This window comes from Paraburkholderia sp. J94 (genome assembly GCF_905220285.1).
In the GTDB taxonomy this organism is placed as follows: Bacteria; Pseudomonadota; Gammaproteobacteria; order Burkholderiales; family Burkholderiaceae; genus Paraburkholderia; species Paraburkholderia tropica_A.
On record NZ_CAJMZH010000001.1, the window covers coordinates 391934 to 417694 of the forward strand.

At 65.2% G+C, this 25761-nt stretch carries 25 protein-coding genes; 9 read left to right on the top strand and 16 right to left on the bottom strand.

From position 1 onward, the window contains the following. Positions 1-70: 70 nt before the first annotated feature. Positions 71-1192 carry an NADH:flavin oxidoreductase gene (locus tag U4Y88_RS01700; protein ID WP_321781776.1) on the bottom strand — a complete coding sequence of 374 codons (1122 nt, stop codon included), beginning with the start codon at positions 1190-1192 and terminating at the stop codon, positions 71-73. Positions 1193-1378: 186 nt separating this feature from the next. Between U4Y88_RS01700 and U4Y88_RS01705 the strand changes: the two genes are divergently transcribed. Next, a complete protein-coding gene (locus U4Y88_RS01705; RefSeq protein ID WP_224005767.1) occupies positions 1379-1768 on the top strand; it encodes a winged helix-turn-helix transcriptional regulator in 390 nt (129 codons plus the stop codon). A gap of 8 nt (positions 1769-1776) precedes the next feature. On the opposite strand, the gene U4Y88_RS01710 is transcribed toward U4Y88_RS01705, so the two are convergent. Next, positions 1777-2574 carry an alpha/beta fold hydrolase gene (locus U4Y88_RS01710; protein WP_321781778.1) on the bottom strand — a complete coding sequence of 266 codons (798 nt, stop codon included), beginning with the start codon at positions 2572-2574 and terminating at the stop codon, positions 1777-1779. A 139-nt stretch (positions 2575-2713) separates the two neighbouring features. Here U4Y88_RS01710 and U4Y88_RS01715 point away from each other — a divergent pair, with 139 nt between their 5' ends. Together U4Y88_RS01715 and U4Y88_RS01720 are read left to right on the top strand one after the other, a co-directional pair. Then, positions 2714-3202: a MarR family transcriptional regulator gene (locus tag U4Y88_RS01715; RefSeq protein WP_321781779.1), complete on the top strand. Its 489-nt coding sequence runs from the start codon at positions 2714-2716 to the stop codon at positions 3200-3202. A 124-nt stretch (positions 3203-3326) separates the two neighbouring features. Further along, entirely contained in the window at positions 3327-4082 is a 756-nt protein-coding gene (locus tag U4Y88_RS01720) for an SDR family oxidoreductase (protein ID WP_321781781.1), read from the top strand. 43 nt (positions 4083-4125) lie between these two features. Here U4Y88_RS01720 and U4Y88_RS01725 read toward each other — a convergent pair whose 3' ends face one another. Next, positions 4126-4746, bottom strand: a complete 621-nt coding sequence (locus U4Y88_RS01725; RefSeq protein WP_321781783.1) for a TetR/AcrR family transcriptional regulator — start codon at positions 4744-4746, stop codon at positions 4126-4128. 165 nt (positions 4747-4911) lie between these two features. Between U4Y88_RS01725 and U4Y88_RS01730 the strand changes: the two genes are divergently transcribed. Beyond that, positions 4912-5745, top strand: a complete 834-nt coding sequence (locus tag U4Y88_RS01730; protein WP_321781785.1) for an aldo/keto reductase — start codon at positions 4912-4914, stop codon at positions 5743-5745. A gap of 89 nt (positions 5746-5834) precedes the next feature. Here U4Y88_RS01730 and U4Y88_RS01735 read toward each other — a convergent pair whose 3' ends face one another. The 6 genes from U4Y88_RS01735 to U4Y88_RS01760 all read right to left on the bottom strand — a co-directional run bounded on the left by U4Y88_RS01735 (position 5835) and on the right by U4Y88_RS01760 (position 12815). Continuing rightward, positions 5835-6698, bottom strand: a complete 864-nt coding sequence (locus U4Y88_RS01735; RefSeq protein WP_321781787.1) for a transporter substrate-binding domain-containing protein — start codon at positions 6696-6698, stop codon at positions 5835-5837. 28 nt (positions 6699-6726) lie between these two features. Further along, entirely contained in the window at positions 6727-7113 is a 387-nt protein-coding gene (locus U4Y88_RS01740) for a putative quinol monooxygenase (RefSeq protein ID WP_321781789.1), read from the bottom strand. Positions 7114-7180: 67 nt separating this feature from the next. Then, positions 7181-8233, bottom strand: a complete 1053-nt coding sequence (locus tag U4Y88_RS01745; RefSeq protein ID WP_321781791.1) for an alpha/beta hydrolase — start codon at positions 8231-8233, stop codon at positions 7181-7183. Between the two features lie 372 nt (positions 8234-8605). Next, a complete protein-coding gene (locus U4Y88_RS01750) occupies positions 8606-10093 on the bottom strand; it encodes an efflux transporter outer membrane subunit (RefSeq protein WP_321781793.1) in 1488 nt (495 codons plus the stop codon). Next, positions 10090-11271 (bottom strand): HlyD family secretion protein, encoded by a 1182-nt coding sequence (locus tag U4Y88_RS01755; protein ID WP_321781795.1) that lies wholly within the window; start codon positions 11269-11271, stop codon positions 10090-10092. The genes U4Y88_RS01750 and U4Y88_RS01755 overlap by 4 nt, the downstream gene beginning before the upstream one ends. Positions 11272-11312: 41 nt before the next feature. Next, the gene (locus tag U4Y88_RS01760) at positions 11313-12815 is read right to left on the bottom strand and encodes an MFS transporter (protein ID WP_321781797.1); all 1503 of its coding nucleotides are present in this window, start codon (positions 12813-12815) and stop codon (positions 11313-11315) included. 172 nt (positions 12816-12987) lie between these two features. On the opposite strand from U4Y88_RS01760, the gene U4Y88_RS01765 reads away from it, so the two are divergent. Further along, complete coding sequence (locus U4Y88_RS01765; RefSeq protein WP_224005794.1) at positions 12988-13773, top strand: IclR family transcriptional regulator; 786 nt, start codon at positions 12988-12990, stop codon at positions 13771-13773. Here U4Y88_RS01765 and U4Y88_RS01770 read toward each other — a convergent pair. The 4 genes from U4Y88_RS01770 to U4Y88_RS01785 all read right to left on the bottom strand — a co-directional run bounded on the left by U4Y88_RS01770 (position 13765) and on the right by U4Y88_RS01785 (position 18702). After that, positions 13765-14259 carry a pyridoxamine 5'-phosphate oxidase family protein gene (locus U4Y88_RS01770; RefSeq protein ID WP_321781799.1) on the bottom strand — a complete coding sequence of 165 codons (495 nt, stop codon included), beginning with the start codon at positions 14257-14259 and terminating at the stop codon, positions 13765-13767. The two genes, U4Y88_RS01765 and U4Y88_RS01770, sit on opposite strands and share 9 nt — an antisense overlap. A 29-nt stretch (positions 14260-14288) precedes the next feature. After that, positions 14289-14891, bottom strand: coding sequence for a UbiX family flavin prenyltransferase (locus U4Y88_RS01775; protein WP_321781800.1), 603 nt, complete (start codon positions 14889-14891; stop codon positions 14289-14291). A gap of 247 nt (positions 14892-15138) precedes the next feature. Next, a complete protein-coding gene (locus U4Y88_RS01780; RefSeq protein WP_321781802.1) occupies positions 15139-17028 on the bottom strand; it encodes an FUSC family protein in 1890 nt (629 codons plus the stop codon). A gap of 174 nt (positions 17029-17202) precedes the next feature. Continuing rightward, on the bottom strand, positions 17203-18702 hold the full coding sequence (locus U4Y88_RS01785; protein WP_224005805.1) for a UbiD family decarboxylase: 1500 nt from the start codon (positions 18700-18702) through the stop codon (positions 17203-17205). A gap of 403 nt (positions 18703-19105) precedes the next feature. Here U4Y88_RS01785 and U4Y88_RS01790 point away from each other — a divergent pair, with 403 nt between their 5' ends. Then, positions 19106-20650: a methyl-accepting chemotaxis protein gene (locus tag U4Y88_RS01790; RefSeq protein WP_224005812.1), complete on the top strand. Its 1545-nt coding sequence runs from the start codon at positions 19106-19108 to the stop codon at positions 20648-20650. A 49-nt stretch (positions 20651-20699) separates the two neighbouring features. On the opposite strand, the gene U4Y88_RS01795 is transcribed toward U4Y88_RS01790, so the two are convergent. Further along, positions 20700-21461, bottom strand: a complete 762-nt coding sequence (locus tag U4Y88_RS01795) for an ABC transporter permease (protein WP_310630683.1) — start codon at positions 21459-21461, stop codon at positions 20700-20702. Next, positions 21458-22438 (bottom strand): ABC transporter ATP-binding protein, encoded by a 981-nt coding sequence (locus U4Y88_RS01800; RefSeq protein ID WP_321781804.1) that lies wholly within the window; start codon positions 22436-22438, stop codon positions 21458-21460. The genes U4Y88_RS01795 and U4Y88_RS01800 overlap by 4 nt, the downstream gene beginning before the upstream one ends. A 320-nt stretch (positions 22439-22758) precedes the next feature. Between U4Y88_RS01800 and U4Y88_RS01805 the strand changes: the two genes are divergently transcribed. Then, on the top strand, positions 22759-23826 hold the full coding sequence (locus U4Y88_RS01805; RefSeq protein ID WP_224005821.1) for a purine-nucleoside phosphorylase: 1068 nt from the start codon (positions 22759-22761) through the stop codon (positions 23824-23826). Between the two features lie 85 nt (positions 23827-23911). Here U4Y88_RS01805 and U4Y88_RS01810 read toward each other — a convergent pair whose 3' ends face one another. Continuing rightward, positions 23912-24808, bottom strand: a complete 897-nt coding sequence (locus tag U4Y88_RS01810) for a LysR family transcriptional regulator (RefSeq protein ID WP_321781806.1) — start codon at positions 24806-24808, stop codon at positions 23912-23914. A 125-nt stretch (positions 24809-24933) separates the two neighbouring features. Between U4Y88_RS01810 and U4Y88_RS01815 the strand changes: the two genes are divergently transcribed. Both U4Y88_RS01815 and U4Y88_RS01820 read left to right on the top strand, forming a co-directional pair. Further along, complete coding sequence (locus U4Y88_RS01815) at positions 24934-25119, top strand: 4-oxalocrotonate tautomerase (protein ID WP_224005828.1); 186 nt, start codon at positions 24934-24936, stop codon at positions 25117-25119. 186 nt (positions 25120-25305) lie between these two features. Then, positions 25306-25758 carry a MarR family winged helix-turn-helix transcriptional regulator gene (locus U4Y88_RS01820; RefSeq protein ID WP_224005832.1) on the top strand — a complete coding sequence of 151 codons (453 nt, stop codon included), beginning with the start codon at positions 25306-25308 and terminating at the stop codon, positions 25756-25758. The last annotated feature ends 3 nt before the right edge of the window (positions 25759-25761 follow it).

Consider the following 25761-nt stretch of genomic DNA (forward strand, 5'->3'; position numbering starts at 1 on the left):
CGTGCGCCCGCAATCGCCCGTATTTCGGCAACGCGGACGCACGCTCATCGCTGGGACTGAAACCCGCGACTTAAACCAGTTCGCGCAGCGAAGCCGGTTCGAAACCGCGCAGACTGTCGCTATCGCCCGAGCGCACTTTCTCGGCCCAGGCCGCATCGGTGATCAGCGCGCGGCCCACGGCGATCAGATCGAACTCGTCGCGCTCCATCCGCTCGATCAGACGGTCGAGTCCGACGCTCGTCGAACCTTCGCCGCCGAACGCTGCCATGAAGTCGCCCGAGAGGCCGACCGAGCCGACGCTGATAGTCGCCGCGCCCGTGAGCTTCTTGGCCCAGCCCGCGAAATTCAGGCCGTTTTCGCCGTCGATTTCAGGAAACTCCGGCTCCCAGAAGCGGCGCTGCGAGCAATGCAGCACGTTCGCGCCCGCCGCGACAAGCGGTTCGAGCCATAGCGCCATTTCCTGCGGCGTCGGCGCGAGACGCGCCTTGTAGTCCTGCTGTTTCCACTGGCTCAGGCGGATCACGATCGGATAGTCGGGGCCGACGGCGGCGCGCACGGCGGCGATGATCTCCGCCGCGAAGCGCGCGCGCTCGCCAATGCCCGGGCCGCCGTAACGGTCGTCGCGGCGGTTCGTGCCGGACCAGAAGAACTGGTCGATCAGATAGCCGTGCGCGCCATGCAGTTCGACCGTGTCGAAGCCGAGCCGTTTGGCATCGGCGGCCGCCTGCGCGAACGCGGCGATGGTATCGGCGATATCGGCGTCCGTCATGGCGACACCGCGTTCCACGCCCGGCGCATCGAGTCCCGACGGGCTCTCGACCGGCGCGTCCGGCGTCCAGTCGGAGAGGAAGCTCTTGACCGCGCCCGTGTGCCAGAGCTGCGGACCCATGCGGCCGCCGGCTGCGTGCACTTCGTCGATCACGTGCTGCCAGCCCGACAGCGCCGCCTCGCCGTGGAAGAACGGAATGCCGGGATCGTTGCGCGACGCGGGCCGGTTCACGACGGTGCCTTCCGAGAGGATCAGGCCCACGCCGCCTTCCGCGCGGCGGCGGTAGTAGGCCGCGTTCGCCTCGCCGGGAATGCCGCCGGCCGTGAACGAGCGCGTCATCGGCGCCATGACGATGCGGTTCGGCAGCGACAGCGAGCCGACCGAGAAAGGTTGAAACAGGATATCGGTTGCAGACGAAGACATCGGGTGGGGCTCCGTAGTAATCAAAGGCATGCTCAGGACGATCCGAATGCCGGACCGGGTGTCAGACCGAAGTCCGGACCGACCGCCGTGAGCGCGCGGCTGAATTTCGCCGAACCCGAATGGTATATTCTGGATACCTGGCGTCAAGAACGCACTTTGTTTCGCCTAGGTATCCTCGAGGAAACCATGCCCCTGCCTTCGAAGCTCGATTGCCGCCAACATTTTTCCGTCGATTGCCCGAGCCGCTTGCTGATCGATCAGATCGCGGACAAGTGGTCGATGATGATCCTGACCGTGCTCGACGCGGGCCCGATGCGCTTCAACGCGATCAAGCGTCATCTGGAAGGCGTCACGCAAAAGGCGCTGACGCAATGTCTGCGCCGTCTGGAGCGCAATGGCCTCGTGTCGCGCAAGGTGATTCCCGTGTCGCCCGTTGCGGTCGAGTACGAGATCACGCAATTGGGGCGCTCGCTGCAAGGGCCGTTCAGGGCGCTTTATGCGTGGACGCTGCACAACCTCGAAGCCGTCGATGTGGCGCGCGCGGCCTTCGATGCGCGCGCACAGAGCGAGGCGTAGAACGCGCGTCAGGTGGCCAGAAAACCCATCAACGCCTCGTTGAAAGCGGCCGCCGAATCGACATTGCCGATATGCGCGGCGCCTGAAATCTCCACGAATCGCGCGCCGCGAATCTGCGCGCACATCGCCTGACCGAGCGCGGGCGGCGAAACACGGTCCTCGCTGCCCGCGACGATCAGCGTCGGCTGCGCGATCTCCGCGAGCCGGGCGCTCGCGTCATAACCCACCACACCTTGCGCGACCCACGCGAGCGACGCGCCATCCGACATGGCCGCAATCGCGTGCCACGCCTGCCACGTGCGCATGCCTTCGTCGCTCGCGCGAAAAGCCGCGCTCACGTTGAACGGCCAGGCGCCTTCGAAACGCACGACCGGACCGTCTTCGGAGCGAAACGTCCTGGCCCATTGATCGGCGAGGGCGCGGAACGCATCGGTGGCCGTCGAGGGAAAACTGTGGGCGAGCACGAGCCGCCCGACCCGCGCGCTCGCGCCGAGCGCGAGTTCGATCGCGATCAGACCGCCCAGCGACAGGCCCACGAAATCGGCGCGTTCGATGTCGAGATGATCGAGCAGCGCGACGACGTCGCGCGCGAGATCGGCAATGCCGAGCGGCGCGCTGATCCGCGCCGATGCGCCGTGACCCGCATGGTCGGGCACGATCACACGATAACCGGCCGCGACGAGCGGAGCGATCTGCGGACACCAGGCGCGGCCCGAGTTGCCGATGCCGTGCAGCAGCACGACCGGGCGGCCCGCGCCGAATTCGACGTAATAGTTGCGGCGTTGTGCGTGAACGTAATAAGCCATCTGAGGTTTCTCGCGTCGAACGTGGGTGGGGAATTTAGCTCGATACAAAGTATCTTGATGTCGAGTAAACTAGCCTGGTTAGAGTGCAGACGCAAGCTGATATCTTGACGTCGAGAAAATTCATCAGGGAGTCAAGGACATGGGACGAGCCCGACGCGCGGCCGAACAATGGCGCAAGGAGCGGCCGGACATCGATGCGAACGTGATGGCCACGGTCGGCCGCCTGCTGGAAGCAACGCATCTGATCGAGCGCACGCGGCTGATGCCGCTGGCGGCGCAATTCGGCTTGCAGACCGGCGAATTCGACGTGATCGCGGCGCTGCGCCGCGCCGGTGCGCCGTATCAGCTCACGCCCACCGAACTCTACGAGGCGCTGATGCTGTCGTCGGGCGCGATGACGAGCCGGCTCGACCGGCTGGAGCGCTCGGGGCTGATCGAGCGGTGCGCGTCGGCGAAAGACCGGCGCAGCGTGGACGTGTGCCTGACGCAGAAAGGCGCGGATCTGATCGACGAGATTCTTCCGCATCACATCGCCAACGAGCAGGACGTGCTCAAGCCGCTGAGCGTGCGCGAGCGCGAGCAGCTCGATCATCTGCTGGACAAGCTGATACGCGGTGTCGAGCCGTAACGTTGCGCGGGTTTGGCGTCCGATCCGGTTCTGGAATTCGGTGTAGTATTCAGATACTCATTGGAATCTGAAATGAACGCGTGCTCGCGCAATGCGGGCACGCGGCCTGAATCGGGAGTGGAATATGGCAGCGGAACTCAAGGGCCGGCGGGTGGTGATCGTCGGCGGCACATCGGGCTTTGGTTTCGAAGTGGCGCGCATGGCGCGCGACGCGGGCGCGCAAGTCGTCATCACGGGCCGCGATGCGCAGCGGCGCGACGCAGCGCTGGCCGCGCTCGGCGCGGTGGATAAGGCGGCGGGCGAAGTGACGACTAACGCGGTGAGCGCGCTCGCGCTCGATATCGCCGACGAAGCCGCGCTAACGGACTTTTTCGCGCACATCGGACCGTTCGATCACCTCGTCTCGATGGCGGGCGGCGCGATGGGCGGCGGCTTTCTCGAAGCGCCGCTCGAGACCATTCGCCAGGCCGTGGAAGAGAAGTTTTTCGCCAACCTGCGGCTCGCGCGGCAGGCCGCGCCTCACGTGCGCGAAGGCGGCAGTCTCGTGTTCACGGCGGGATCGGGCGGACGTCCGCATAACGCTTCGGGTGCGATCGTCGGCAACGATGCGATCCGCACGCTGGTCGAAGGGCTCGCGGTGGAACTCGCGCCGCGTGCGCGCGTGAATGCGGTCGCGCCTACGTGGACGCGCACGCCGCTATGGCGCGCGATGCCCGCGAGCGATGTGGACGCGATCGAGCAGCGCTTCAATGCGCTGATTCCGCTCGGCCGCACCGCGAAGGTGGAGGAAGTGGCCGCCGCCTATCTGTTCCTCATGAGCAACGACTTCGTGACGGGCCAGACGATTGCCGTCGACGGAGGCGTGACGCTCGTTTCCTGAGTTTCTGTTTAGCCTGCGCGTTCCGCGTTCCGCGTTCCACCGTTCAGCGCTTCGCGCGCTTGCGCGCCGGAGCGGGCGCGGCGCTTGCGCCGAACACGCCTTGCAGCGCCACGCGCAGCAAATCGCCCGAGGTGGGCTGGCTGACGAAACTCATCGCGGGCGCGTAGGTCAACTCGAACACGAGCGCACCGACGGTCTCGGGCGAGAGCGTGGCGGCCGGAGTGTCGGGCACGAGGGCGAGCAGACGTTCGCCGAGCGCGCGCCATTGCGTCCGCAACACTTTTTCCTGAGCCTTGCGGAAGGCGCTGCCCGGTTTGGCGTGGCGCGCGTATTCGACGATCAGCGAGGGCCAGTTGCCGGTGCGCGAATGCTTGTCGGACCAGCGCGCGAGGCACTCGATGGCGTCGCCGAGGCTCTGCGCGTCGTGCAGCGCCGCGAGGATCGTGGCGAGGCTGGTCTTGCCGTGCGCGTCGAGCACGTCGAGAAACAGGGCTTCCTTGCCGTCGAAATTCGAGTAGACGGCGCCTTTGCTGAAGCCGGCTTCGTCGGCGATGCGTTCGAGCGACGTGGCGGCGTAGCCGTCGCGCGCGAACAGCGTCTGCGCGACGTCGATGAGCTTTTCGCGCGTCTGCGCCTGGCTGGCTTCACGGGTCATGCGGGGCATGGGCGGATTCCTTCGCGGGTTCGCTCGTTGGACCGGTATGCAGATACTGATTAGTATCCGCATACCATCGGGCATCACGGTAGCGGTTTTGTTTTCGGCACGCGAGACGTGCGGTCCGCGCGGCTGGCTGCGCGTATTTTACCCAGAACATTTCGAGGAACTTTCATGACTGTCAATCCGGCGCCTCTCATCAAACTGGCCAACGGCGTGGAGATGCCGCAAACCGGCCTCGGCACCTGGCCGCTCGACGACGCCGGCGCGGCGCAAGCCGTGGCGAGCGCGCTCCAAACCGGCTATCGGCTCATCGATACGGCGGAGAACTACGGCAACGAAGCGGGCGTGGGCGCGGGCATCCGCGCGTCGGGCGTCGCGCGCGAATCGATCTTCGTCACCAGCAAGTTCAATCGCCAATGGCATAGCGTGGAGGGCGCGCGCGAAGCCTGCGAGGCGAGTCTCAAGCGGCTCGGGCTCGACTATCTGGACCTGCTGCTCGTGCATTGGCCGAATCCTGATCAGAATCGCTATGTGGAGGCGTTCGAAGGACTCGCGCGGCTGCTGGAGGCGGGCAAGGTGCGCGCGATCGGCACCTCGAACTTCAAGCCCGAGCATTTGCAGCGTCTGTTCGACGCGGGCTTCGTGCCGCACGTGAATCAGATCCAGCTCGATCCCTGGCACGCGCGCGACGATGTCGTGGCGATCCACGCGGAGCGCGGCATCGTCACGGAAACGTGGAGCCCGATCGGGCGAGGCGGCGACCTGCTGGCCGAAGAGGCGATCGTTTCCATCGCGCGGCAATATGGACGCACGCCTGCGCAGATCGTGCTGCGCTGGCATACGCAGCGCGGCTTCGTGCCGGTGCCGAAATCGGCGGACCCGGCGCGTCAGGCGCAGAATCTCGACATCTTCGATTTCCGCCTGAGCGACGAGGAAATGACGGCGGTGAGCGCGCTCAAGCGCGGCGAGAACGACATGCTCGACGCCGACGTGTTCGGCCATTGAGCGTGCGTCGATGAGAAAACAGCGCGACGGTTTTTAGCCGTTCGCGCTGCTTCAAAACTCGCTCAGGACGCAAACAAGACGCGATGCGCCTAGTCGCCCGGCTGCGCGACGATCGCGCCATCGATGTGATGCCGCGCGAGCGCGTCGGCCACGAAACCCGACTGGATCATCTCGCCCGCGAACTGCGCGACGCAGTTCGCGACGGTATCGCCTTCGTTCTTGCGCACGCCCATCGCCTGGCGGATGACCATGAAGCGGCCGTCGAGCAGATGCAGTCCGCTGCCCGGCGAGGCTTGTTGGGCGAGTTGCGGCTTCACGCCCGCGAGCACGTCGATATGCTGCTTCTGAAACGCGTCGAAGACCGCTGACGAAGGCGAGATGCGCACGAGCGTCGCGTGCTTCAGCGTGCGCGAGAGATAGAGGTCGTAGGCGCTGCCCCGGCTGACCGCGATGCTCACGCCGGGTTGGTCGACGTCGTCGCGGCGCGCGATGGGCGAGCCGTCGCGCACCGCATACGCGCCTTCGATCAGCACGTAGGGCGCGGTGAAGCGGACGTCCTCGCCGCGTTTGGGATCGACGGCGAAGAAGCCCAGATTGGCGCGTCCGTTCACGACGTTGTCGAGCGACGCCGCCGCGCTCGTCGCCGTGACGAGTTGCATGCGCGCGCCCAGACGCCGCGCGAGTTCGGTCGCCAGATCGACGGATACGCCGACCGGTTCATGCGTGCTCGCGTCGAGCGAGGCGAGCACCGGATTGCCGATGTTGATCGAGGCGCGCAAGATGCCGTCGGGTGCCAATGTGCTGGCGGCGGCCGGGCAAACGCTCGCGTTGTCCGATGCCGCGACGGCCATCGTGTTGCCGAAGCCGAGTAGCCCGGCGATCAACGACGCGCCGCCGATCCATCTGAAACGCGCGCGCGAACGAACTAAGCCAGCAGCTTGATAAGCGTTCATCGTTTGATCTCACTGAGCATGGCGCAACTCACGGCATCGCATGATGCAGACGCTCGTCGAACGGACCGCCAAGAATCGGTTGCAGCGTTTCGCGCAGGCTGCGCACGTAAGGCCGCGAAACGAAGGCATCATAAGCCGCTTTCGACTTCAGCACTTCCACGAGCGTGAAGTGGTTTTCCGCGCCGATCTGCTGGAGCACTTCGATGCTTGCCACGGCCGGGTCCTGTTTTGCCTGCGCTTCGAAAGCGCGGAGCGCGGGCAGCGCTTCAGGCACCTTGGGCGGTTCGATATCGACGTGAACGACGGCGTAAATGGCATCGCTTGTGTGCGTACCGGTTTGCGTGGCGCACGCGGCATTCGAATAGATCGCGACAGCCGCCACCGAGGAAATAGCGGCAAATAAGGTGAATTTCATTGACGTACGGGAATCCAGTGTATTTCAGGCTGGCACCGCAACTTCCGGTGCCAGAAAATCATCGATATCAATTGGCTGCGTTGGCTTCGCTGAGTCCGCGCAACAGGGCGGCGTGAAAGCGATCGGGAATCTGCATTTGCGGCGCGTGACCGGCGTCGGGAAATTCCACGAGCTGAACATGCGGAATTACGCTCGCCGCGTGATGCGCGAGCGCGGGGTAATTGCCGAGTGTCGGACGAATCTCCGCCGGCGCGTATTCCTTGCCGATCGCCGTGGTGTCCTTATCGCCGATCATCAGCAGCGTAGGCGGCTGGATTTGCGAGAGTTCGTAAACCACAGGCTGCGTGAGAATCATGTCGTAAAGCAGCGCCGAATCCCACGCGACTTCCGCGCGTTGCGGGCCGCGATACATGCCTGCGAGCATCTGCACCGAAGGCTCGTAAGCGTCTTTCCATTGGCCCGCGAAATAGGTGCTTTTCTCGTAGTTCCGAATGCGCGCGGCCGAGGTATGCAATTCGCGCTCGTACCATTGATCGACGGAAACGGGCGGCACGCCTTTCGCGCGCCAGTCTTCGAGACCGATCGGATCGACGAGCACGAGTTGCTGCGTCTGTTTCGGCCACGTGAGCGCATAGCGGATCGCCAGCATGCCGCCCGTGGAATGGCCGATCATGATCGCGTGTTCGATGCCCAGCGATTCCAGCAGCGCGTGCGTATTGAGCGCGAGTTGCTGGAACGTGAATTGATAACTCTGCGGCTTGCTCGATTTGCAGAAACCGATCTGATCGACGGCAATCACGCGATAGCCCGCTTCGCTGAGCACCTTGATGGTCGGCGCCCAGGTGGCCGCGCAATAGTTCTTGCCATGCAGCAGGACGGCGGTGCGGCCATTGGCTTTGCCCGCGTTGGGCGGCACGTCCATATAGGCCATATTGAGCGTCTGGCGCTGCGAGGTGAACGTGAAGGTCTTGACCGGATAAGGGTAGTCGAAGCCTTGAAGCTCGGAGCCGTACACGGGGCCGTCCTGCGTATCGGCGGCGCTGGATGCTGCCGCGCTGTCCTCAGCGAATGCGGGGTGGCTGGCGGAAACGGCGAAAGCTGCCACAAGGGCCAGCGGCATGAATTGTCGAAGCACTTTCATTCTTGTTGATTGGCGTGACGAAGAGAGAAAGAGTGAGCATGCGATGAGCGTGAATTCATCGCGCGTATTCATAGCAGCCTGCTATTTTCGGGCACGCGCGTGAATTCGGGAATGTACCCCGTCATTGAAAGATTATTCAGATTTTTTTGAAAATAATGCTTTCGATTCGTTACCTGAAAGCTGAATCGCATGGATAAGGCATCGCCACGACATCGATAAGGCATCGATACGGCATCGAAAAAAAAGCCCCGGCGGGTTCCGGTCGCCGGGGCTGAAAACGAGGCTGGCGCCTCGGCTATCACACCTGGGTGTGTGAAGTCTTTCGTCTCGCTTGAAGTGTCGGTTGACGGGTCAGCCCACTGCCGACCACCCGCCGCCCAGCGCCTTGTACAGCGCCACGAGTTGCTCGCGCAGCGCCATATCGGCCTGCGCGAGCGCGTCCTCGCCGCCGAGCAGCGCGTCCTGCGCGGTATCCACTTGCAGATAGCTCGAACTGCCTTGCTGATAACGCTGCGTCGCGGCCGTGAGCGCGGCGCGTTCGTGATCGACGGCCTGCGCGAGTTCGTTGCGGCGGCGCTGCGTGTTGCCGTAGGCGGTCATCGCGTTATCGACGTCGCGCCATGCTTGCAGCACGGTCTTCTGATACGCGATGGCGGCTTCGCGCTGTTGCGCGCGGCGCAGCTTGAGCGTGCCGCGCAGGCGTCCGCCTTCGAAGATCGGAATATCGACGCTCGGTCCGATCGAGAACGCGCGGCTCGCGAGGCTGAACAGATTGCCGAATTGCAGTCCTTCGGTGCCCACGCTGCCGGTGAGGCTCACATCGGGATAAAACGACGCGACGGCCACGCCCGTTTCGGCGGTCGCCTGATGCAGACGCGCCTCGGCTTCGCGGATGTCCGGGCGGCGGCGCAGCAAGGCCGACGGCAAACCCGCAGGCACTTGCGGCGGCAGCAGCGGCAGGGCCGCGACCGGTGCGAGTTCGTCCTGCAACGCGCGCGGCGGCTGCGCGAGCAGCAGGCCGATGGCGTTGATGCTCTGCTGCTCGGTGGTTTGCAGATCGGGCAAACGCGCGGCGATCGATTCGCGCGTGGCTTTCGCGCGCGCCACGTCGAGCGTGTTGCCGATGCCGTTCTCGTACTGGTTTTCGACCAGCGAGAGCGCGTGCGTGGCGCTGTCGAGATTGCGTCGCGCGATGGCTTCGCGTTGTTGCGCGCCGCGCAGCGTCATGTAGTCGGACGCGAGTTCGGCGAGCGCATCGAGCGCCACGCCGCGTCGCGCTTCCTCGGCGGCGGCGGTGCCCGCGTCGGCGGCTTCCACGGCGCGGCGCACGCGGCCGAACAGATCGAGTTCCCACGACGCGGAGAGGCCCGCGCCCCAGTCGTCGTATTCGAGCGGCGCGCCGGGCGGATGCGTGACGAGCGTCGAGGTGCCCGTCGAACTGATGCGCTCGTGCGACTGCGATACCGACGCGCCCACGCTCGGCATGCCCGCCGACGCCGTCACGCGCCGCGCTGCCTGCGCCTCGATCACGCGTTCGCTCGCGCTCGCGAGGTCGAGGTTCTGCTTGACGAGACGCTGCACGAGGCTGTCGAGTTCGGGGTCCTGGAAGCGCGTCCACCAGGTTTCGTCGATGGCGCCCGTGGTCACGTCGCTCGTGCCGTCGCCGGGCGTGCCGTGCCAGACCGAGGGCGAGGGCGTGGCCGGTTTGGGCGGCTCGAAGCGCGGACCGACCGTGCAGCCGCTGACGAGCGCGCCGATCATCGCGATCATGCCGATCCCACCCATCACGCGCGCAATCGGCCGCGCGCGCGTCTTGAGCTTGTCGAACGCCATGCTCATGCTCCCGCTCCGTCCGCGTTGCCCGCGTTGCTCGCGTTGCCTGCGTGATAGGTATCGCGCAGCTTGCCCACGACATCCGCGTTACCGGTCAGCACGGTGGTCTCCACCGACATGCCCAGACGCAGCAGCGACGCCTTCGGCTGATCCGCCGCGAACACGATCTTCACGGGCAGACGCTGCACGATCTTCGTGAAGTTGCCGGTGGCGTTGTCGGGCGCGATGGGTGCGAACACGGCGCCCGTCGAAGGCGGCACGCTGTCGACCACGCCATCGAGGTCGATATCGTAGGCATCGACATGCACGCGCACGTGCTGGCCCGGCTGCATATGCTTGAGCGCGACCTCGCGATACTGCGCCTCCACGTACATGCCCTTCGCGGGCACGAGCGCCATCAGCGCCGCGCCGGGGCTCACGTAATTGCCGGGCTCGACGGCGCGCTCGCCCACCACGCCGTCCATCGGCGCGACGATGCGCGTGTAGCTCAGATTCAGTTGCGCCTGCGCGAGCGCGGCTTCGTCGGCGTGCACGGTGGCGATGGCCGCTTCGTGCTGCGCCTTGAGCAGATCGAGTTGATGCTGCGCCGCGCTCACGGCCGCGCGTGCCTGCGCCAGTTGCGCGCTTTGTTCGCGCAAGGTCGCGTCGGCGGCTTCGGTGTCCTGCTTCGAGCCCGAGCCGAACGCCGCGAGGTTGCGGTAACGCGTGGCATTCGATTGCGCGAGCGCGAGGCGCGCCTCGATCTGCTGGACTTGCGCGCTGTTCTGCGCGATCACGTCGGGCTGACGCGCGACCGATGCCGACGCGTCGTCGACCTGCGCGCGGTCGCGGTCGAGTTGCGATTGCGCGCGCTCGACGGCGGTGCGGTAATCGCGGTCGTCGAGCGTCGCGAGCAACTGGCCCGCGTGCACGGTCTGGTTATCTTCGACGTTCACGCTCGCGATCTGACCGGACACGCGCGGCGCGATCGTCGTGTAGTGCGCGGTGATGCGCGCGTCGTCGGTCCAGACGTTGGCGCTCGGCGCGTAGATCTTCCAGCCGGCGACACCGGCAAACAGCACCACGACGGCGATGCCGATGACGAGCGGCACACGGCTCTTTTTCGGCGGGGTTGCTTTGTGCACGGGCTGCGGTGCGGACGGCTTGGCCGCGGCTGCGGCGGCGGGTTGGGTCATATCGTTCATAAGCAAATCGGTAGCGTGTAACGAGCGGGTTCGACTCGTCGTTATTTCTTCAGGAGTGCGATGCGCGGCGGCCACGTGCGTTCGGGCAGCACCAGCAGCACGACGAAAATCAGCGTGGCGACGCCCGCGAGCAGCAGATAGTCGTCGCTGACGACCATCACGGCGCGCTGCACGTCGATGGCGTGCGCGAAGCCCGCGAGACTGTCCGCGCCGCGTTGCGCGCCATCGGCGAGCAGCGGCGGCAGATGCTGCGGATCGAGCCCGCCCGTTGCCTGCACGGTCGAAAAGCGATGCGTGCCGGCGCTTTCGAGCAGACGCGTCGCGTGCAGCTGGCCGCGAAAACGCGCCATCAGCGTGAGCAAACACGCGCCGATCACTTCGCTCAAGCCGCGCGGCATGTTCACGAGCGACGAGGCGAACGGCCCTTCCTGCGGCACGAGCGCGTTGGTCGCCATCATCAGCAGCGAGAGCACCACGCAGGCCTGGCCGAAGCCGGAAACCGCCTGCCACAGATAGAACTGCTCGCGGCTCCAGGTGGAATCGAGCTGGCTCGATCCGATGCACGCGCTAATCAGGCACAGCAGGCCGAGTCCGTTGATCCAGCGCGCGTCGATCCATTCGATATCGAGCAGATTCACGACGAGCGGCAGAAAGATCAGTTGCAGCGCGGCCACTTCGGCCATCACGGTCCAGATCTGCATGGGCCGGAAGCCCTGCACATCGGCGAGATACTCGGAAGGCACCGTCGAACTCGACATCGCCACGATCACGAAGCAGAACAGCGTGAACACGCCGTACGCGAAGTTGCGGCGCTTGAGCAGCTGCGGCCGGAACAGCGGAATGGTCTGCCTGCATTCGTTGATGACCAGCAGCGGCAAGGCGATCGCGCTGATCAGCGCCAGCGTGCAGATGAACTTCGACTGGAACCAGTCGAGGCGGCTGCCGTGCTGGAGCATCGTCGTCAGCGCGCCGAGGCCCACGACCACGAGCAGCGTGCCGGGCCAGTCGTACTGGCGCAGGCGCTCGTAATGCGGCGGATCTTGCGGCATGCCGTACCAGACGCACAGCGCGGCGATCGTGCAGAGCGGGATCGCTTCGAAGAACACGAACTGCCAGCCGACCACGTCGGTCCACAGCGCGGACACGGCGGCGCTCAGGTTCGGGAAGAAGGTCGCGGTGAGCGCGTAGCACGCGAGCCCCCAGAGGCGGATGTTCGGCGTGAGGTACTTGAGCGCCGTCGTCATCAGGAGCGGGATCGTGAGGCCGTGCGCGAAGCCTTCGACGGCGCGCAGCGCATAGAAGCAGGCTTCGTTGGGCGCGAGCGGCAGCAGCGCGCTCGCCACGCAGTTCAGCGCGATCGCGAACAGCACCATGCGTTTGAGCGTGACCGCCGCCGACCAGCACGGCGACAGCGCCATGCCGATCACCATGCCCGAGAGATAGAGGCTCTCGATCCAGATGCCCGGATCGTGGCCGATGCCGAGCGCGCCGCGCACGTCGATCATCGCCGCCGATCCCACCTGATCGTTGAATTCGGCGGACATTGCTGCCACGATGACGCCGCCGAGCCCAATCAAGGGTTTTTTGTCCAAAATCATTTCCTTCTAACAACACGCGTTGGCGCTGCCACGCCTTGCGTCGATAATTTGCGTAACCGCATTGCGGTGCAATGTATCACAATATGGTTATTCGGTGCGATGACACCTCAGTGAGAACATGGTCAAGAAAAACGAAGTGACAGGAGCGGCCCAGGAGGAACGCGGCGACGACGCGCGCTCGGGCATTCAGGTGATCCGCCGCGCCGTGGGCGTGCTGCGCGTGCTGGCCGAGCAGGGGCACAACGGCCTGAGCCTCGGCGCGATCGCCACGCGCGTGGAGCTGCCGCGCTCGACGGTGCAGCGCATCGTCGGCGCGCTCGAGGACGAAGGCATGGTCGCGCCCGCGCCCTCGGGCGGCGGCTTTTGCCTCGGCCCGACGATGAGCGTGCTGGCGCGCGGGCTCGACGCCGATCCGGTCGAGGCGTTCCGCAGCGAAATGAACCGGCTGCTCGCCGAACTCGACGAATCGGTCGTGCTCACCACGCTCGCCAACGGCCGCGTGCTCGTGCTCGAAGCGTTCAGTTCGCCGAGACCGCTGCGCGTGGTGCTGCCCAAGGTGCTCGAAGTCGATATGTTCACGAGCGCGCCGGGCAAGGCCATGCTCGCGATCCTCGCCAACGGCCCGCGCGAGGCGCAGATCGCCGCCGCGCCGAACGCCGTCGATCGCGCGGCGCTCGACGCGGAACTCGCGCAGGCGCGCCGCGACGGCTACGCGATCGAGGAGGACGTGCCGTTCGAAGGCATTTCCGCGCTCGCCATCGCGCTCGAAATGGGCGGCAAGCCGTACTCGATCACCGTCACGCTGCCGACGGGGCGTTTTGCGGCCGAGCGCGAGGCCATCGCCCAGGCGCTGCTCGAAAGCGCGCGCTCGCTGGCGCGGCGGATTTCGGGCGCGTCAGCTTGAAGCTGAGCCTGGGCTAGGGCTTGGGCCTGGGCCTGAGGGAGCGCTGGCGTCGCCGCTATGGCGCTCCCACGTCGTCTTGCTGCCGAACGCGGTGCGGTTGTCGGTGAGCTTCAGGCGCAGCAGATGAATGCGCCACAACGGCGCGGCCATGCCCTGCGCAAACGGAAAGCGCGCGTGATAGAGCGCGAGCCCCGCGCGTCGTTCGGCTTCGTCCTCGACCACGCGCGCGAGGCCGTAGAACTGCACGCCGACGATCTCGTCCACGGCGGCGGGCTGGCCCGCGACCGTGCCCGCGACGTGGCAATTGGCGAGCAGCATGCGCGCGTGCTGGGTGTCGAGATGGCCGAGCACGGCGAGGCTCGCGGACGCTTCGTCGAAGGCGAAGAAGGCGTTCGCGGCCCACGGCACGTCGTGGCTGCACACGGCCAGCGACAGCACGTGATGCGCGTTCAGGACGTCGGCGATGGCGGGCGGCAAGGCGTTCATGCGGGCGGGCTCCGATGGCTCGGCGCGGCTTACCACGCCAGTTCCTGTTCGGCGTCGAGCGCCGCGACGGTTTCGCCCCAGCGCGGCTGCGCCTTCGGTTCGAAGCCGAGCAGGCCGACCGCGCGCGCGGCGCTGTGCGTGATGATTGCGTCGACCGTCTGCGGACCGGCATAGAACGCGGGCACGGGCGGAAACACGATCGCGCCGTATTCCGTCACCGCCGCCATATTGCGGATCTGCCCCAGATGCAGCGGCGTTTCGCGCACCATCAGCACGAGACGGCGGCGTTCCTTGAGCGTGACGTCGGCGGCGCGCGTGACGAGGTTCTCGGTCACGCCGTTCGCGATGCAGGCGAGCGTGTTCATCGAGCAGGGCGCGACGATCATGCCGGCCGTGCGGAACGAGCCGCTCGAAATCGCCGCGCCGACCGCGCCGGTCGGATAGAACACATCGGCCATGTCGATCACGTCCTGACGCGAGAGCGTGGTTTCGTGTTCGCGCGTGAGTCCGGCCGCCTTCGACATGACGAGGTGCGATTCCGCGCCCAGTTCGCGCAGAAGCTGCAAGACCTTGACGCCATACATGAATCCGGTGGCGCCGCTGATTCCGACTACGACTCGTGGCTTTTGCATGATGTGATTCTCCAGTGTGCGTGATGTGAGTGCGGAATCCGGTCTCGCCGCGTGGCGGCTGGATTGCATCCGTCGATGAATCAAGTATGCGAGTTCTCAAGCAGAAGATCGATACACTCGAACACGCGAATTTAATAAGTTAAAACGTATGAATTGGGCGTGCGGGATCGCCCTGAAATGTGCAACGGCGGCACGGCGTGTGGGTCACGCCGTGCCGCCGTGTCTTGTGTGCCGCGCCCGGGTCAGATCATTGCGGCTCGCGAATCGCGCGGCTCAGCGCGTCGATTTCCTCGCGCATGAACACGGGCGGATGCTGCGGCCAGCGCTCCGCCGCGTGGCCGCCCACGTGGTGCCGGAGCACGTCGAGCCATTCCTGCGCGAGCACGTAGTCTTCGAAACGCGTCGTGCAGCGGGCCGCTTCAGCCGCGTCTCGTTCGCACGCCGCTTCCTGCTCCCAGCACGCATTCAACAGCCGGTAGGCAAGCCGCTGCGTGCTCGCGGCGGCGCGACTCAAGGTGCGCGAGAGCGGCGCGTCGCCTTTCAGCGCGGGCGCATCGGCTTCGAAAACCTGCTGGAGCGTAATGGTCTGATGTTGCAGATCGCGCCGCGCTTCGAGCGCCTCGGGCGCGGTGGCCGCGCCATGCGAAAGACAACGCAGCACGCGCTGCGCGGCGGCGAGCGTGCGCGCCATTTCGCTACGCAACTGATGATGCGCGGAGCGCCGCACCGTGAAATGAAACACCGCGAGCGCGACGGCGCAGCCGATGGCGGTATCGAGCGCGCGCGCGGTGAACAGATGCGTGATGGCCGGGAAGCCCTGACCGCCCGCCGCGATGGTCAGCGCGTTCGAGGTGATGAAGATCGCGGCGACCGCGTACTGCAACACGACCCAGATCTCGATGGCGAATTGCAGCAGGCCGACGGCCGCCGCGATCCAGAGACCTTGCGGATGCGCGGCGAGCACGGCCCACGCGAGGATCAGGCCCGCGAGCGTGCCGAGCACGCGATAGCAGGCGCGCCGGAACGTGCCCGGCCAGCCATAGGCCTGATTGAGCACGACGACGACAGCCGCCATGCCCCAGTACGCGCGATCGAGCCCGAGCGCCACGCCGATGCCGCCCGCGATCAGCGTGGCCACGCCCACGCGCGCCGCGAGCAGCAGCGGATTCGACCACGGCACGACGCTCTCGCGCAGCGCCGCGAAAGCCGTGCGGCGGCTCAGCGGAAACGACACGGCGTCTTCCGGCGCGGCGGGCACGGACGCATGCCGCGCTTCGTCGCCGAGACGGCGTGCTTCGCGCGCCAGCTGCGCGAATTCGGCGCGGTGGGCGTCTTGTGGGCCGGTCTCGGTCAGCAGCTCCGAAAAAATCCGGTGCAAGCGGTGGCCTTGACGGCGCAAGGCGTCGAGCACGGGATCGCTTGCCGCGCGCGAGGATGAAAAGGATTGCCAGGTAATCAGCGTGGTCCATGCTTCGTCGAGCGCGTGGGCGGCGCGGTGACGGGCCACGACGCCTTTCGCCGAACCGCTGCTTTCGGCGAAGGCGGCGACCGCTTCGGCCGCCGTGGCGATGGCCGCGCGTTCCGGCCCGCGCCGGTCGATCAGCGCACCGGCCATGTGGGCGAGCCAGGAGACGATGCCGCCGCACAGCACATAGAGGCCGCTGCGCAGCGGATCGGCGCCGCTGGCCGCCATGCCCGTGCCGCTCGCGCAGGCCAGCGCGAACATATAGGCGCCGGGCGGCCCCACGTGCAGCGAATTGCAGGCGAAGGTGGCGAGCGCGGCGATCAGCGCAACGAACACGACCGCCAGGACGGCATGCGGTGCGATGTAGATGCCGAGCGCGACCACGGCGGCCAGTGCGAAGGCGATCAAGGCCAGATGCACGGCGCGGTTGCGATAAGGACGGTCGCTGCCGTAGAGCGCGGTGAAGGAGCCGATGGTGGCGAGCAGCCCGGCGTGGATGTCGCCGGCGAACCAGCCGGCCATCACGGGGATGCCGCAGCACAGTCCGGCGCGCACGGCGAAAGGGAAACGCCGCTTCGCTGCGGGCGAAGCGAGCAGGGCAAGCAACGCGCGCAGCGCGACGAAGGGCTGGCGTAGCAGGGCGGCGATGCCTGAGGGTGAGGGAGTCTGCATGAGATCGACCTTGTTCAGTCGTGCGCCGGTCACGATGAGGGCGGCTGCGCGTGCGCAGCCGCCGTTCGATGCGTCGTTCGATCGGAGGATCGTCGGTCCCGGCCGGACAGCGCCCGGTCAGGATACGACAAGAGGGGTTGGGCGCGCGTTTCAGCGCGCGCCTGAAGGTGCGGGTTAGCGTCCGTCGAAGCCCGGCAGGAAGCGGTTCACATCGACTTCGAGGAACTTCGAGCGCTCGAATTCGTGCTTGAGCTTGAACGGCACCGTGCAGTCGAAGATCGTCTTGCAGCTCGTGCCCACTTCCGGGATGCTCGGGCTGAACGCGGGCGTCTGCGACGGATCGAGCGGATGGCAGCGCACGCCCGGAATGGTGATGGTGTCGATATCGCCCTGGAAGCGCGTCTGCATGGCCCACAGTACGTCGTCGGTGTCGAAGATGTCGACGTCTTCGTCGACGAGCATCACGTGCTTGAGTTCCGGGAACGCCGCGAACGCGAGAATCGCGGCCTGGCGCTGGCGGCCCTCGTCGACGGCCGACGACTTCTTGAACTGCATCACCGCGAGCAGCTTGCCGCCGCCCGAGTTGTGCGCGTAGACGTTGAGCAGCTTGCCCGGCATCGCGCGCTCGACCATCTGCAGAATGCTCGCCTCGGTCGGAATGCCCGCCATGTTCACGTGCTCCTCGCCGGGGCCCATGGTGGTCTGCAGAATCGGGTTGAGGCGGTGTGTGACGGCCTTGACCTTGATGACCGGCAGCTCGTCCTTCGATTCGCCCGTGTAGCCGGGGAATTCGGGCATCGCCTTGCCGGTGTCGGTGTTCTGGTCCTCGCGCTGGCGCACGTTCGGCAGCAGCTCGCCTTCGATGACGATTTCGGCGTGCGCGATGGCGCGCGCATTGATCGTCAGGCACTGCGAGAGCTCGACCGGACGGCCGCGCAGCGCGCCCGCGATCTTGAGTTCGTCGTAGCCGAGCGGCGTGGTCGGCGGCTCGAAACACGCGGCCACATAAATCGCCGGATCGACGCCGATGCTCACCGAAATCGGCAGCGGCTTGCCCGCCGCTTCGGCCTTCATGCGGAAGGCGTCGATATGGCGGCCGGGCGTGAGCCACATCGTCAGTTCGTCCTTGCTCTGCACACACAGACGGTGAATCGTCACGTCGTGCTCGCCGGTTTCGGGATCGGCCGCGTAGCACAGGCCCATCGTCAGATAAGGACCGGCGTCTTCGGGCGTGTTGGTCGGCGCGGGCAGCAGCGTGCGCAGATCGAAGCCGGGTTCGTCGGCGCGATGCACGATTTCCTGGCAGAGCGCGCGGCCCGGCTCGGCGAGCACCGGCTCGATCGGATGCTGGACCGAATCCTTCAGCAAAAAGCCGAGCTTTTCGGGTTCGGCGCCGAGCAGTCGCGCAACCCGCTTGCGCGAACCCAGCATGCCGATGGCGACGCGAAACGCCGGAAAGCCCTTCACGTTGTTGAACATCATCGCGGGGCCGCCGCGTTTGGTCGGGCGCGCGGTCGTGCCGCCCGCGCCGACGTAGCGATAGACGCCCGAGAGTTCGGCTTCGGGATCGACAGGTTCGTTCGTTTCGACGTATTCGCCTTCGTGCTGCTTGAGCAGGTCGATGGCGGAGCGCAGGTCGGTGACGTTGGCGGCGGTGAGAGTCGGTTCGCTCATGATCGTTTCTCCAGAATGGCGGGTTGTGCTGGACACGTGGACTGCTGCGTCCTTCCGTGGAGAAAAGTATGCAGTTTGCGATACCAAAGATCGATATACATGGACCGTCAATATTGATAAGTATGAACTTATGAAAAGAACGGCCGTGCGCAAGTGGCGGGGAGCGGTCCATCTGATCGGCTCGCGCGGCAATGCGAGTTGTTTATCGGGTTGCCGCGTCGCCGGTTCGCTGGCCTGTCGGCCCATCAAGGATTTCGCGCGATGACGCACGCATAGGACCGCGCGGCAGCGGGCGCGGCGTCGTTTTCATTCCCTTCAGCGCCTGCCGCCGCGGTCGATATCCCCGGCATGGAGCGAAATCAGATCGGCTCCGCACGATAAATACAGGGAGACATCGAGAGACATGCGTAATCTCAGCTTCAAGGCGACGTTGTGGAGCACCGTTGCCGTGGTGTGGTTCAGCCTGCTCACGCTTTCGGTCATCAATTCGATCGCGACCCGCAATCTGATGATGGACGACCGCGTGACCTCGCTGCGCGAGCAGGTGCAATCGGCGGTGAGCATTGTCGAGGGTTACGAAAAAGCCGCGCGCGAAGGCAAGATGCCGGTGGCCGAGGCGCAAAGCCGCGCGCTCGCGCAATTGCGTTTCATCCGATATGGCACGAGCGGTTATTTGCTCGTGGTGGATTCGTCGATGCTGCAATTGCTGAATCCGGTCAAGCCCGAGTTCGAAAATAAAATCAACGATCTCGTCGACGAAACGGGCAAGCATTTCACCGCCGAAATCATTCAACACGATCGCGACGGCACGCATACGACGACTTATCGATTTCCCAAACCGGGCGAGACGCGCACGCAGCCCAAGATCGCGTATGGCGAATATGTGCAGGCGTGGGACTGGCACGTCTACACGGGCGCTTACGTCGACGATATCGACCGCGAGTTTTATTGGCACCTGTCGTATGGCGCGGCGATCGTCTGCGCGGTCGGTCTCATGGTCACGCTGGTGTTCGGTCTGATCATTCGCCGCGTGAATGGTCAACTCGGCGGCGATCCGCAATTCGTGGCGGGCGTATGCGAGCGCATTGCGCAAGGCGATCTCACCGTGCGCCTCGACGTGCGGCCCGATCAGGCGCATAGCTTGATGGCGTCCGTGCGCGCGATGCAGCAGCGCTTGCGGCTCGCCATCGACGCGGTCAAGCAGTCGGCGGGCTCGATTGCCGGCGCCACCAACGAAATCGCCACCGGCAATGCCGATCTTTCCGCGCGCACCGAAGCCCAGGCGGCCGCGCTCGAACAAACGGCGGCGAGCATGGAAGAACTGACCTCGGCCGTGCGGCAGAATTCGGGCAACGCCGAAACCGCCAGCGAAGTCGCTTCGCAGGCGCAGCAGATCGCGCGGGAATGCAGCGCGGCGGTGTCGAGCGTGGTCGAGGCCATGACGCGCATCGACGACAGCGGGCTGCGGATCGGCGAGATCATCGGCATGATCGAAGCCATCGCGTTTCAGACCAATATTCTCGCGCTCAACGCGGCCGTCGAGGCAGCGCGCGCGGGCGAGGAGGGACGCGGATTCGCGGTCGTGGCGGCGGAAGTGCGCTCGCTCGCGCAGCGCTCGTCGGCGGCGGCGAAGGACGTGCGCGGCGTGATCGAGTTATCGGCGGCGAACGTGCAGCAAGGTAACGCGTCGGTGGCCGTTGCGGGCGATGCAATGGAGCGCGCGCATACGTCGATCGAACGCGTCGCGACGCTGATCGGCGAAATCGCTTCGGCTTCGCACGAGCAAAGCCGCGGCATCGATCAGATCAATCAGGCCGTCACGCAAATGGATCAGGGCACGCAGCAGAACGCCGCGCTCGTTGAAGAGGCGGCTGCGGCGGCGGCCTGCCTGCGCGACGAAGCGCGCAAGCTCTGCGACGCGGTCGAGACGTTCAGGACACAGGCATAAAAAAACGCCAGCGCGCGAGCGGCTGGCGTTTTTCACGGAGATCGCGGGCCTAGCTTTTCAGGCGATAACCGGTCTTGAAGATCCACGCGGTGATCGCGAGAAACAGCCCGAGAAACGCGGCGGTCATGCCGAGACTCACGCCGACCGCCACATCGGCGAGCCCGTAGAAACTCCAGCGAAAACCGCTGATCAGATAGACGATCGGATTGAACAGCGTGATCACGCGCCACGCGGGCGGCAGCATATCGACCGAATAAAAACTGCCGCCGAGAAACGTCAATGGCGTGATGATCAGCAGCGGCACGATTTGCAGTTTCTCGAAGTTGTCCGCCCAGATGCCGATGATGAAGCCGAGCAAACTGAAGGTGACCGCCGTGAGCAGCAGAAACAGCAGCATCCAGAACGGATGCTGAATCTGGATCGGCACGAACAGCGCGGCGGTCGCGAGAATGATGACGCCGAGCAGAATCGATTTGGTCGCCGCCGCGCCGACATAGGCAATGACGATTTCGAAATACGACACGGGCGCGGAGAGCAATTCGTAAATCGTGCCCGTGAAGCGCGGGAAATAAATGCCGAACGACGCATTCGAAATGCTCTGCGACAGCAGCGAAAGCATGATCAGACCCGGCACGATGAACGCGCCATAACTCACGCCGTTCACTTCCTTGATGCGCGAGCCGATCGCCGAGCCGAATACGATGAAATAGAGTGAAGTCGAAATAACCGGCGCGACGATGCTCTGCATCAGCGTGCGCCGCGTGCGGGCCATCTCGAAGCGGTAGATCGCGCGGATCGCGTAGATGTTCATCGTGAGGTCTCCTTTCGAGGGTCGTTTTCCGCCGTGCGCGCGGCGGCCGCCGCCGCGTCCTTGCCGACGAGACTCACGAAGATATCCTCCAGCGAACTCTGGCTCGTTTGCAGATCCGTGAAGCCGATGCCCGATTCGCTCAGGCTCTTGAGCAGCGCGAGAATGTCGTTGCGCTCGTTTTCGGCGTCGTAGGTGTAGATGAGTTCGGCGCCGCCATTGCCGAGTTCCAGACGCCACGCGGCGAGCGCGGGCGGAATGGCGCTCAGCGGTGTGTCGAGCTGCAAGGTCAGTTGCTTGCGGCCCAGCTTGCGCATCAGCGCGTCCTTGCGCTCGACGAGCATGATTTCGCCCGCATTGATCACGCCGATGCGGTCGGCCATTTCCTCGGCTTCGTCGATGTAATGGGTCGTGAGGATGATGGTCACGCCGTTGGCCTTGAGGCCGCGCACGAGTTCCCACATGTCGCGGCGCAGTTCGACGTCCACGCCCGCCGTGGGCTCGTCGAGAAACAGAATCTGCGGCTCGTGCGCGAGCGCCTTTGCGATCAGCACGCGGCGCTTCATGCCGCCCGAGAGCGTGAGGATCTTGTTGTTGCGCTTTTCCCAGAGCGAGAGGTCGCGCAGCACGCGCTCGACATAGGCCGGATTGGCCGGCTTGCCGAACAGGCCGCGGCTGAACGACACGGTGGCCCAGACGGTTTCGAACGCGTCGGTCGTGAGCTCTTGCGGCACGAGGCCGATCAGCGAGCGCGCGGCGCGGTAATCCGTGACGATATCGTGACCGGCGACCCGCACCTGACCTTCACTCGCATTGACGATGCCGCAGACGATGCTGATGAGCGTCGTCTTGCCCGCGCCGTTCGGCCCGAGCAGCGCGAAGATTTCGCCGCGATGAATGTCCAGGTTGATGCGCGAGAGCGCGCGGAATCCCGATGCATAGACTTTCGAGAGATTCTCGATGGAGAGGATCGTTTGCATGTGCGTGACATTACCAGAATCGGCGCTCGAACATGGCGGGCGGGGAATGGGAAGCTGTGTTCGCGCTGTGGAACGGCGATTGAGGCGCGAACCGGGACTAGTTCGGGACATTGTTGGTGCGCGTTGAATAATGGCGGCGGGCCGGTTGTGAACCTGGTCGCCTGCGGAATATTTTCTCCGCTTATACTGAGCGTCGCCTGAAAGGCTCACGCCTCGGGCCCCACGCTGCAAGCCAAAAAATAACAGGACTTCAATCGACAAAACGGCACGCGATTCCCGTTTCGCAACCGCAGTTATTCACCGACAGGTGGGGGCCTTCTATGCTAAATCGTGCTTTTTATGCCGTGATTTCATCGTTGCTCGTGGCGGGCGCGGCCGTTGCCCCGGCCATCGCGCGCGCCGACGACAGCTTCGCGCAGGACGACGGCGGTTCGCACGGCCGTCCGGTCAAGGTCATGATCATTTCCATGTTCGGCCCCGAAGGCCAGGTATGGCTCGATAATCTCGGCCCGTGGCAGGACATCACGGTTGCGGGTCTGTCGCCCGATTATCCGGCCGTGCACTGCAATCGTCAGGACGTCTGCGTGATGACCACCGGCATGGGCCACACGAATGCCGCCGCGTCGATCATGGCGCTGACGTTCTCGCCGCGTTTCGATTTGCGCCGCACGTATTTCATGGTGGCCGGGATCGCCGGTATCGATCCGCAGCAGGGCACCGTCGGTTCCGCCGCGTGGGCGAACTGGCTCGTCGATTTCGGCATTCAATGGGAAATCGACGGACGCGAAATTCCCGCGAACTGGAACACCGGTTATCTCGGCATCAACACGACGGACCCGACGCAAAAGCCGCCGCTCGATTACCGCACCGAGGTGTTTCAGCTGAATCCGGCGCTCACGAAGGCGGCCTTCGCGCTGTCGCGTACCGTGACGCTCAGCGATAACGCGCAGGCGCAGGCGGCGCGCGCCAAATACAGCTATGCGCCCGCGAATCGTCCGCCGACCGTGATCCAGTGCGATACGCTCGCGGGCGATACCTGGTGGTCGGGCACCGACCTCGGCGAGCGCGCGCGGCAATGGACCAGGATCCTGACCGATGGCAAGGGCACGTACTGCACGACGCAGCAGGAAGACAACGCGACGTATGAGGCGCTGAAGCGCGCGGCGGCCACGCATCGTGTCGATCTGAATCGTGTTGCGGTGCTGCGCGCCGGATCGGATTTCGACCGGCCGTATGCGGGTCAAACGAGCGCCGACAATCTCCTCAACTACGCGGCGCAAGGCGGCTTTACGATTGCCATCGCGAATCTGTATCTCGCTGGCAATCCGCTCGTGCAGGATATCGTCAAGCATTGGGGCGAGTGGCGCGACGGCGTTCCGCAGCGCTAAGGCCCAGGCGTTGGCGCCCGGCGTTCACGATGCGCATCGTGAACGCCGGGCTCGGTCAGTCGTGCTCACTCGCGCCCAGTCGTGATCAGTCCGCGGCGAATCGCTTGACGAGAAAATCGATCGCACTCCGTAGCATGGCCGTGGGACGCAGCTCGCGCGAGTGGACGAGATGCATCGGCGTATGCACGTGGCTCCACGCAGGCAGCACCGCAACGAGACGCCCCTCGGCGATATCGTTTTCCAGCAGCAGTTCCGGTTGCAGCACGATGCCCGTGCCGCGCAGCGCCGCCGCGCGCAACGCGCGGCCATCGTTCGCGGTAAAGCGGCCGTCGACGGGCACGTGGCAGATCTGCTGTTCCGGGCCGATCAGCGCCCAGAAGAATTCCTTCTTTTTCCAGTACGCGAGGCCAAGGCAGGCGTGATCGCGCAATTGCTCCGGCGTTTCGGGCTGGCCGTGGCGTTCGAGATAGGACGGCGCGGCGGCGAGCACGCGCCGATACGCATGCAGCGGATGCGCGACGAGATCCGCGCTGTCGAGTTCGCCGATATGAATGGCGAGGTGATAGCCCTCGCGCATCAGATCGACGGGCGCATTATCGAGCGTGAGATCGACGCTGACTTCAGGATGCTGTTCGAGATAATCGGCGAGCACCGGCGCGAGTTTCTCGCTGCCGAAGCTGACCGGCGCGACGATTTTCAATCGGCCGCGTGGACTGCTGCGCAATTCGGCGGCGCTGGCTTCGGCCTGGTCGAATTCGTGCAGCGCGCGTTTGCATCGCTCGTAATACAGCGCCCCGATTTCGGTGAGCTTGTGTTGACGCGTGGTTCGATGCAGCAGCCGCGCGCCGAGCCTTTCCTCGATCTCGCGCACGTGCTTGGCGGCCATCGTCGCGGTGACGTTGCTCAACGCGGCCGCCGCCGCAAAACTTCCCGATTCGACGACGCGGACGAACATCTGCATCCCCGCCAGTTTATCCGCCATTCAATACTCCACTCGAAACCCCACGGTTCCGGGTATCACAACTCAGAGCCTGTTTATCCATGCTTTGCGCTTCCTGATAATGGCTGCATCCGCGTCGCTGGAACGCGGTAAAAAACGGAGTCATTATGCCTATCCTTCGAATTGAAATGCATCCGGGCAAGACGCTCGAACAAAAGCGCGAACTCGCGAGCGGCATCACGCGGGTGTTCGTGGAAACGCTGGCGTGTCCGCCGGAGGTCGTCGAAATCGTCTTCAGCGAAATCGAAAAAGACGCGTGGGCGGTGGGCGGCAAGCTGAAATCCGATACGTGATGTAAGCGTTTCGGCTGTCGCCGACGAAATGGCTTTCCGTGGTCGAGGAAAGCCATTTTTCATTGGGGCGCCGATTCTGTTCGCGCATTTTACGAATGCATTACACGGCGGCATCGCGCCGTCCATACACGCCGAGATATGAAGTTTAGCTTTGCAGTTTGGCTTCATATCTTCTAGAATGCGCGCATGACTTCCTCACACGACGAACCCGTTTCCGAACTGGCCGGCGCGCTCGCGGGCGACCTGCGCGCGCTGGTCGGCAAGCTGCGCCGGCGTATGCGCGAGCAGGGCAGCGCGGGCGATTTCACGCCGTCGCAGATTGCCGTGCTGCTGCGGCTCGAACGCGACGGCGCCGCCACCGTGTCCAGTCTCGCGCGCGCCGAAGGCATGCGTCCGCAGTCGATGGGCACGATCGTGGCCGGGCTGGAGGCGCTGGGGCAGATCGAAGGCGCGCCGGATCCCGCCGACGGCCGCCAGACGCTCTGGTCGCTCACCGAGACCTTCCGGCGCTCGGTGCGCGCGAGCCGTGCGGCGCGCGAGGACTGGCTCGCGCACGTGATCGACGCGCGCCTGTCGGGCACCGAGCAGACGCAGCTCGCGCGCGCGGTCGTGCTGCTCAAGCGCCTCGTCGACGAGTGAGGC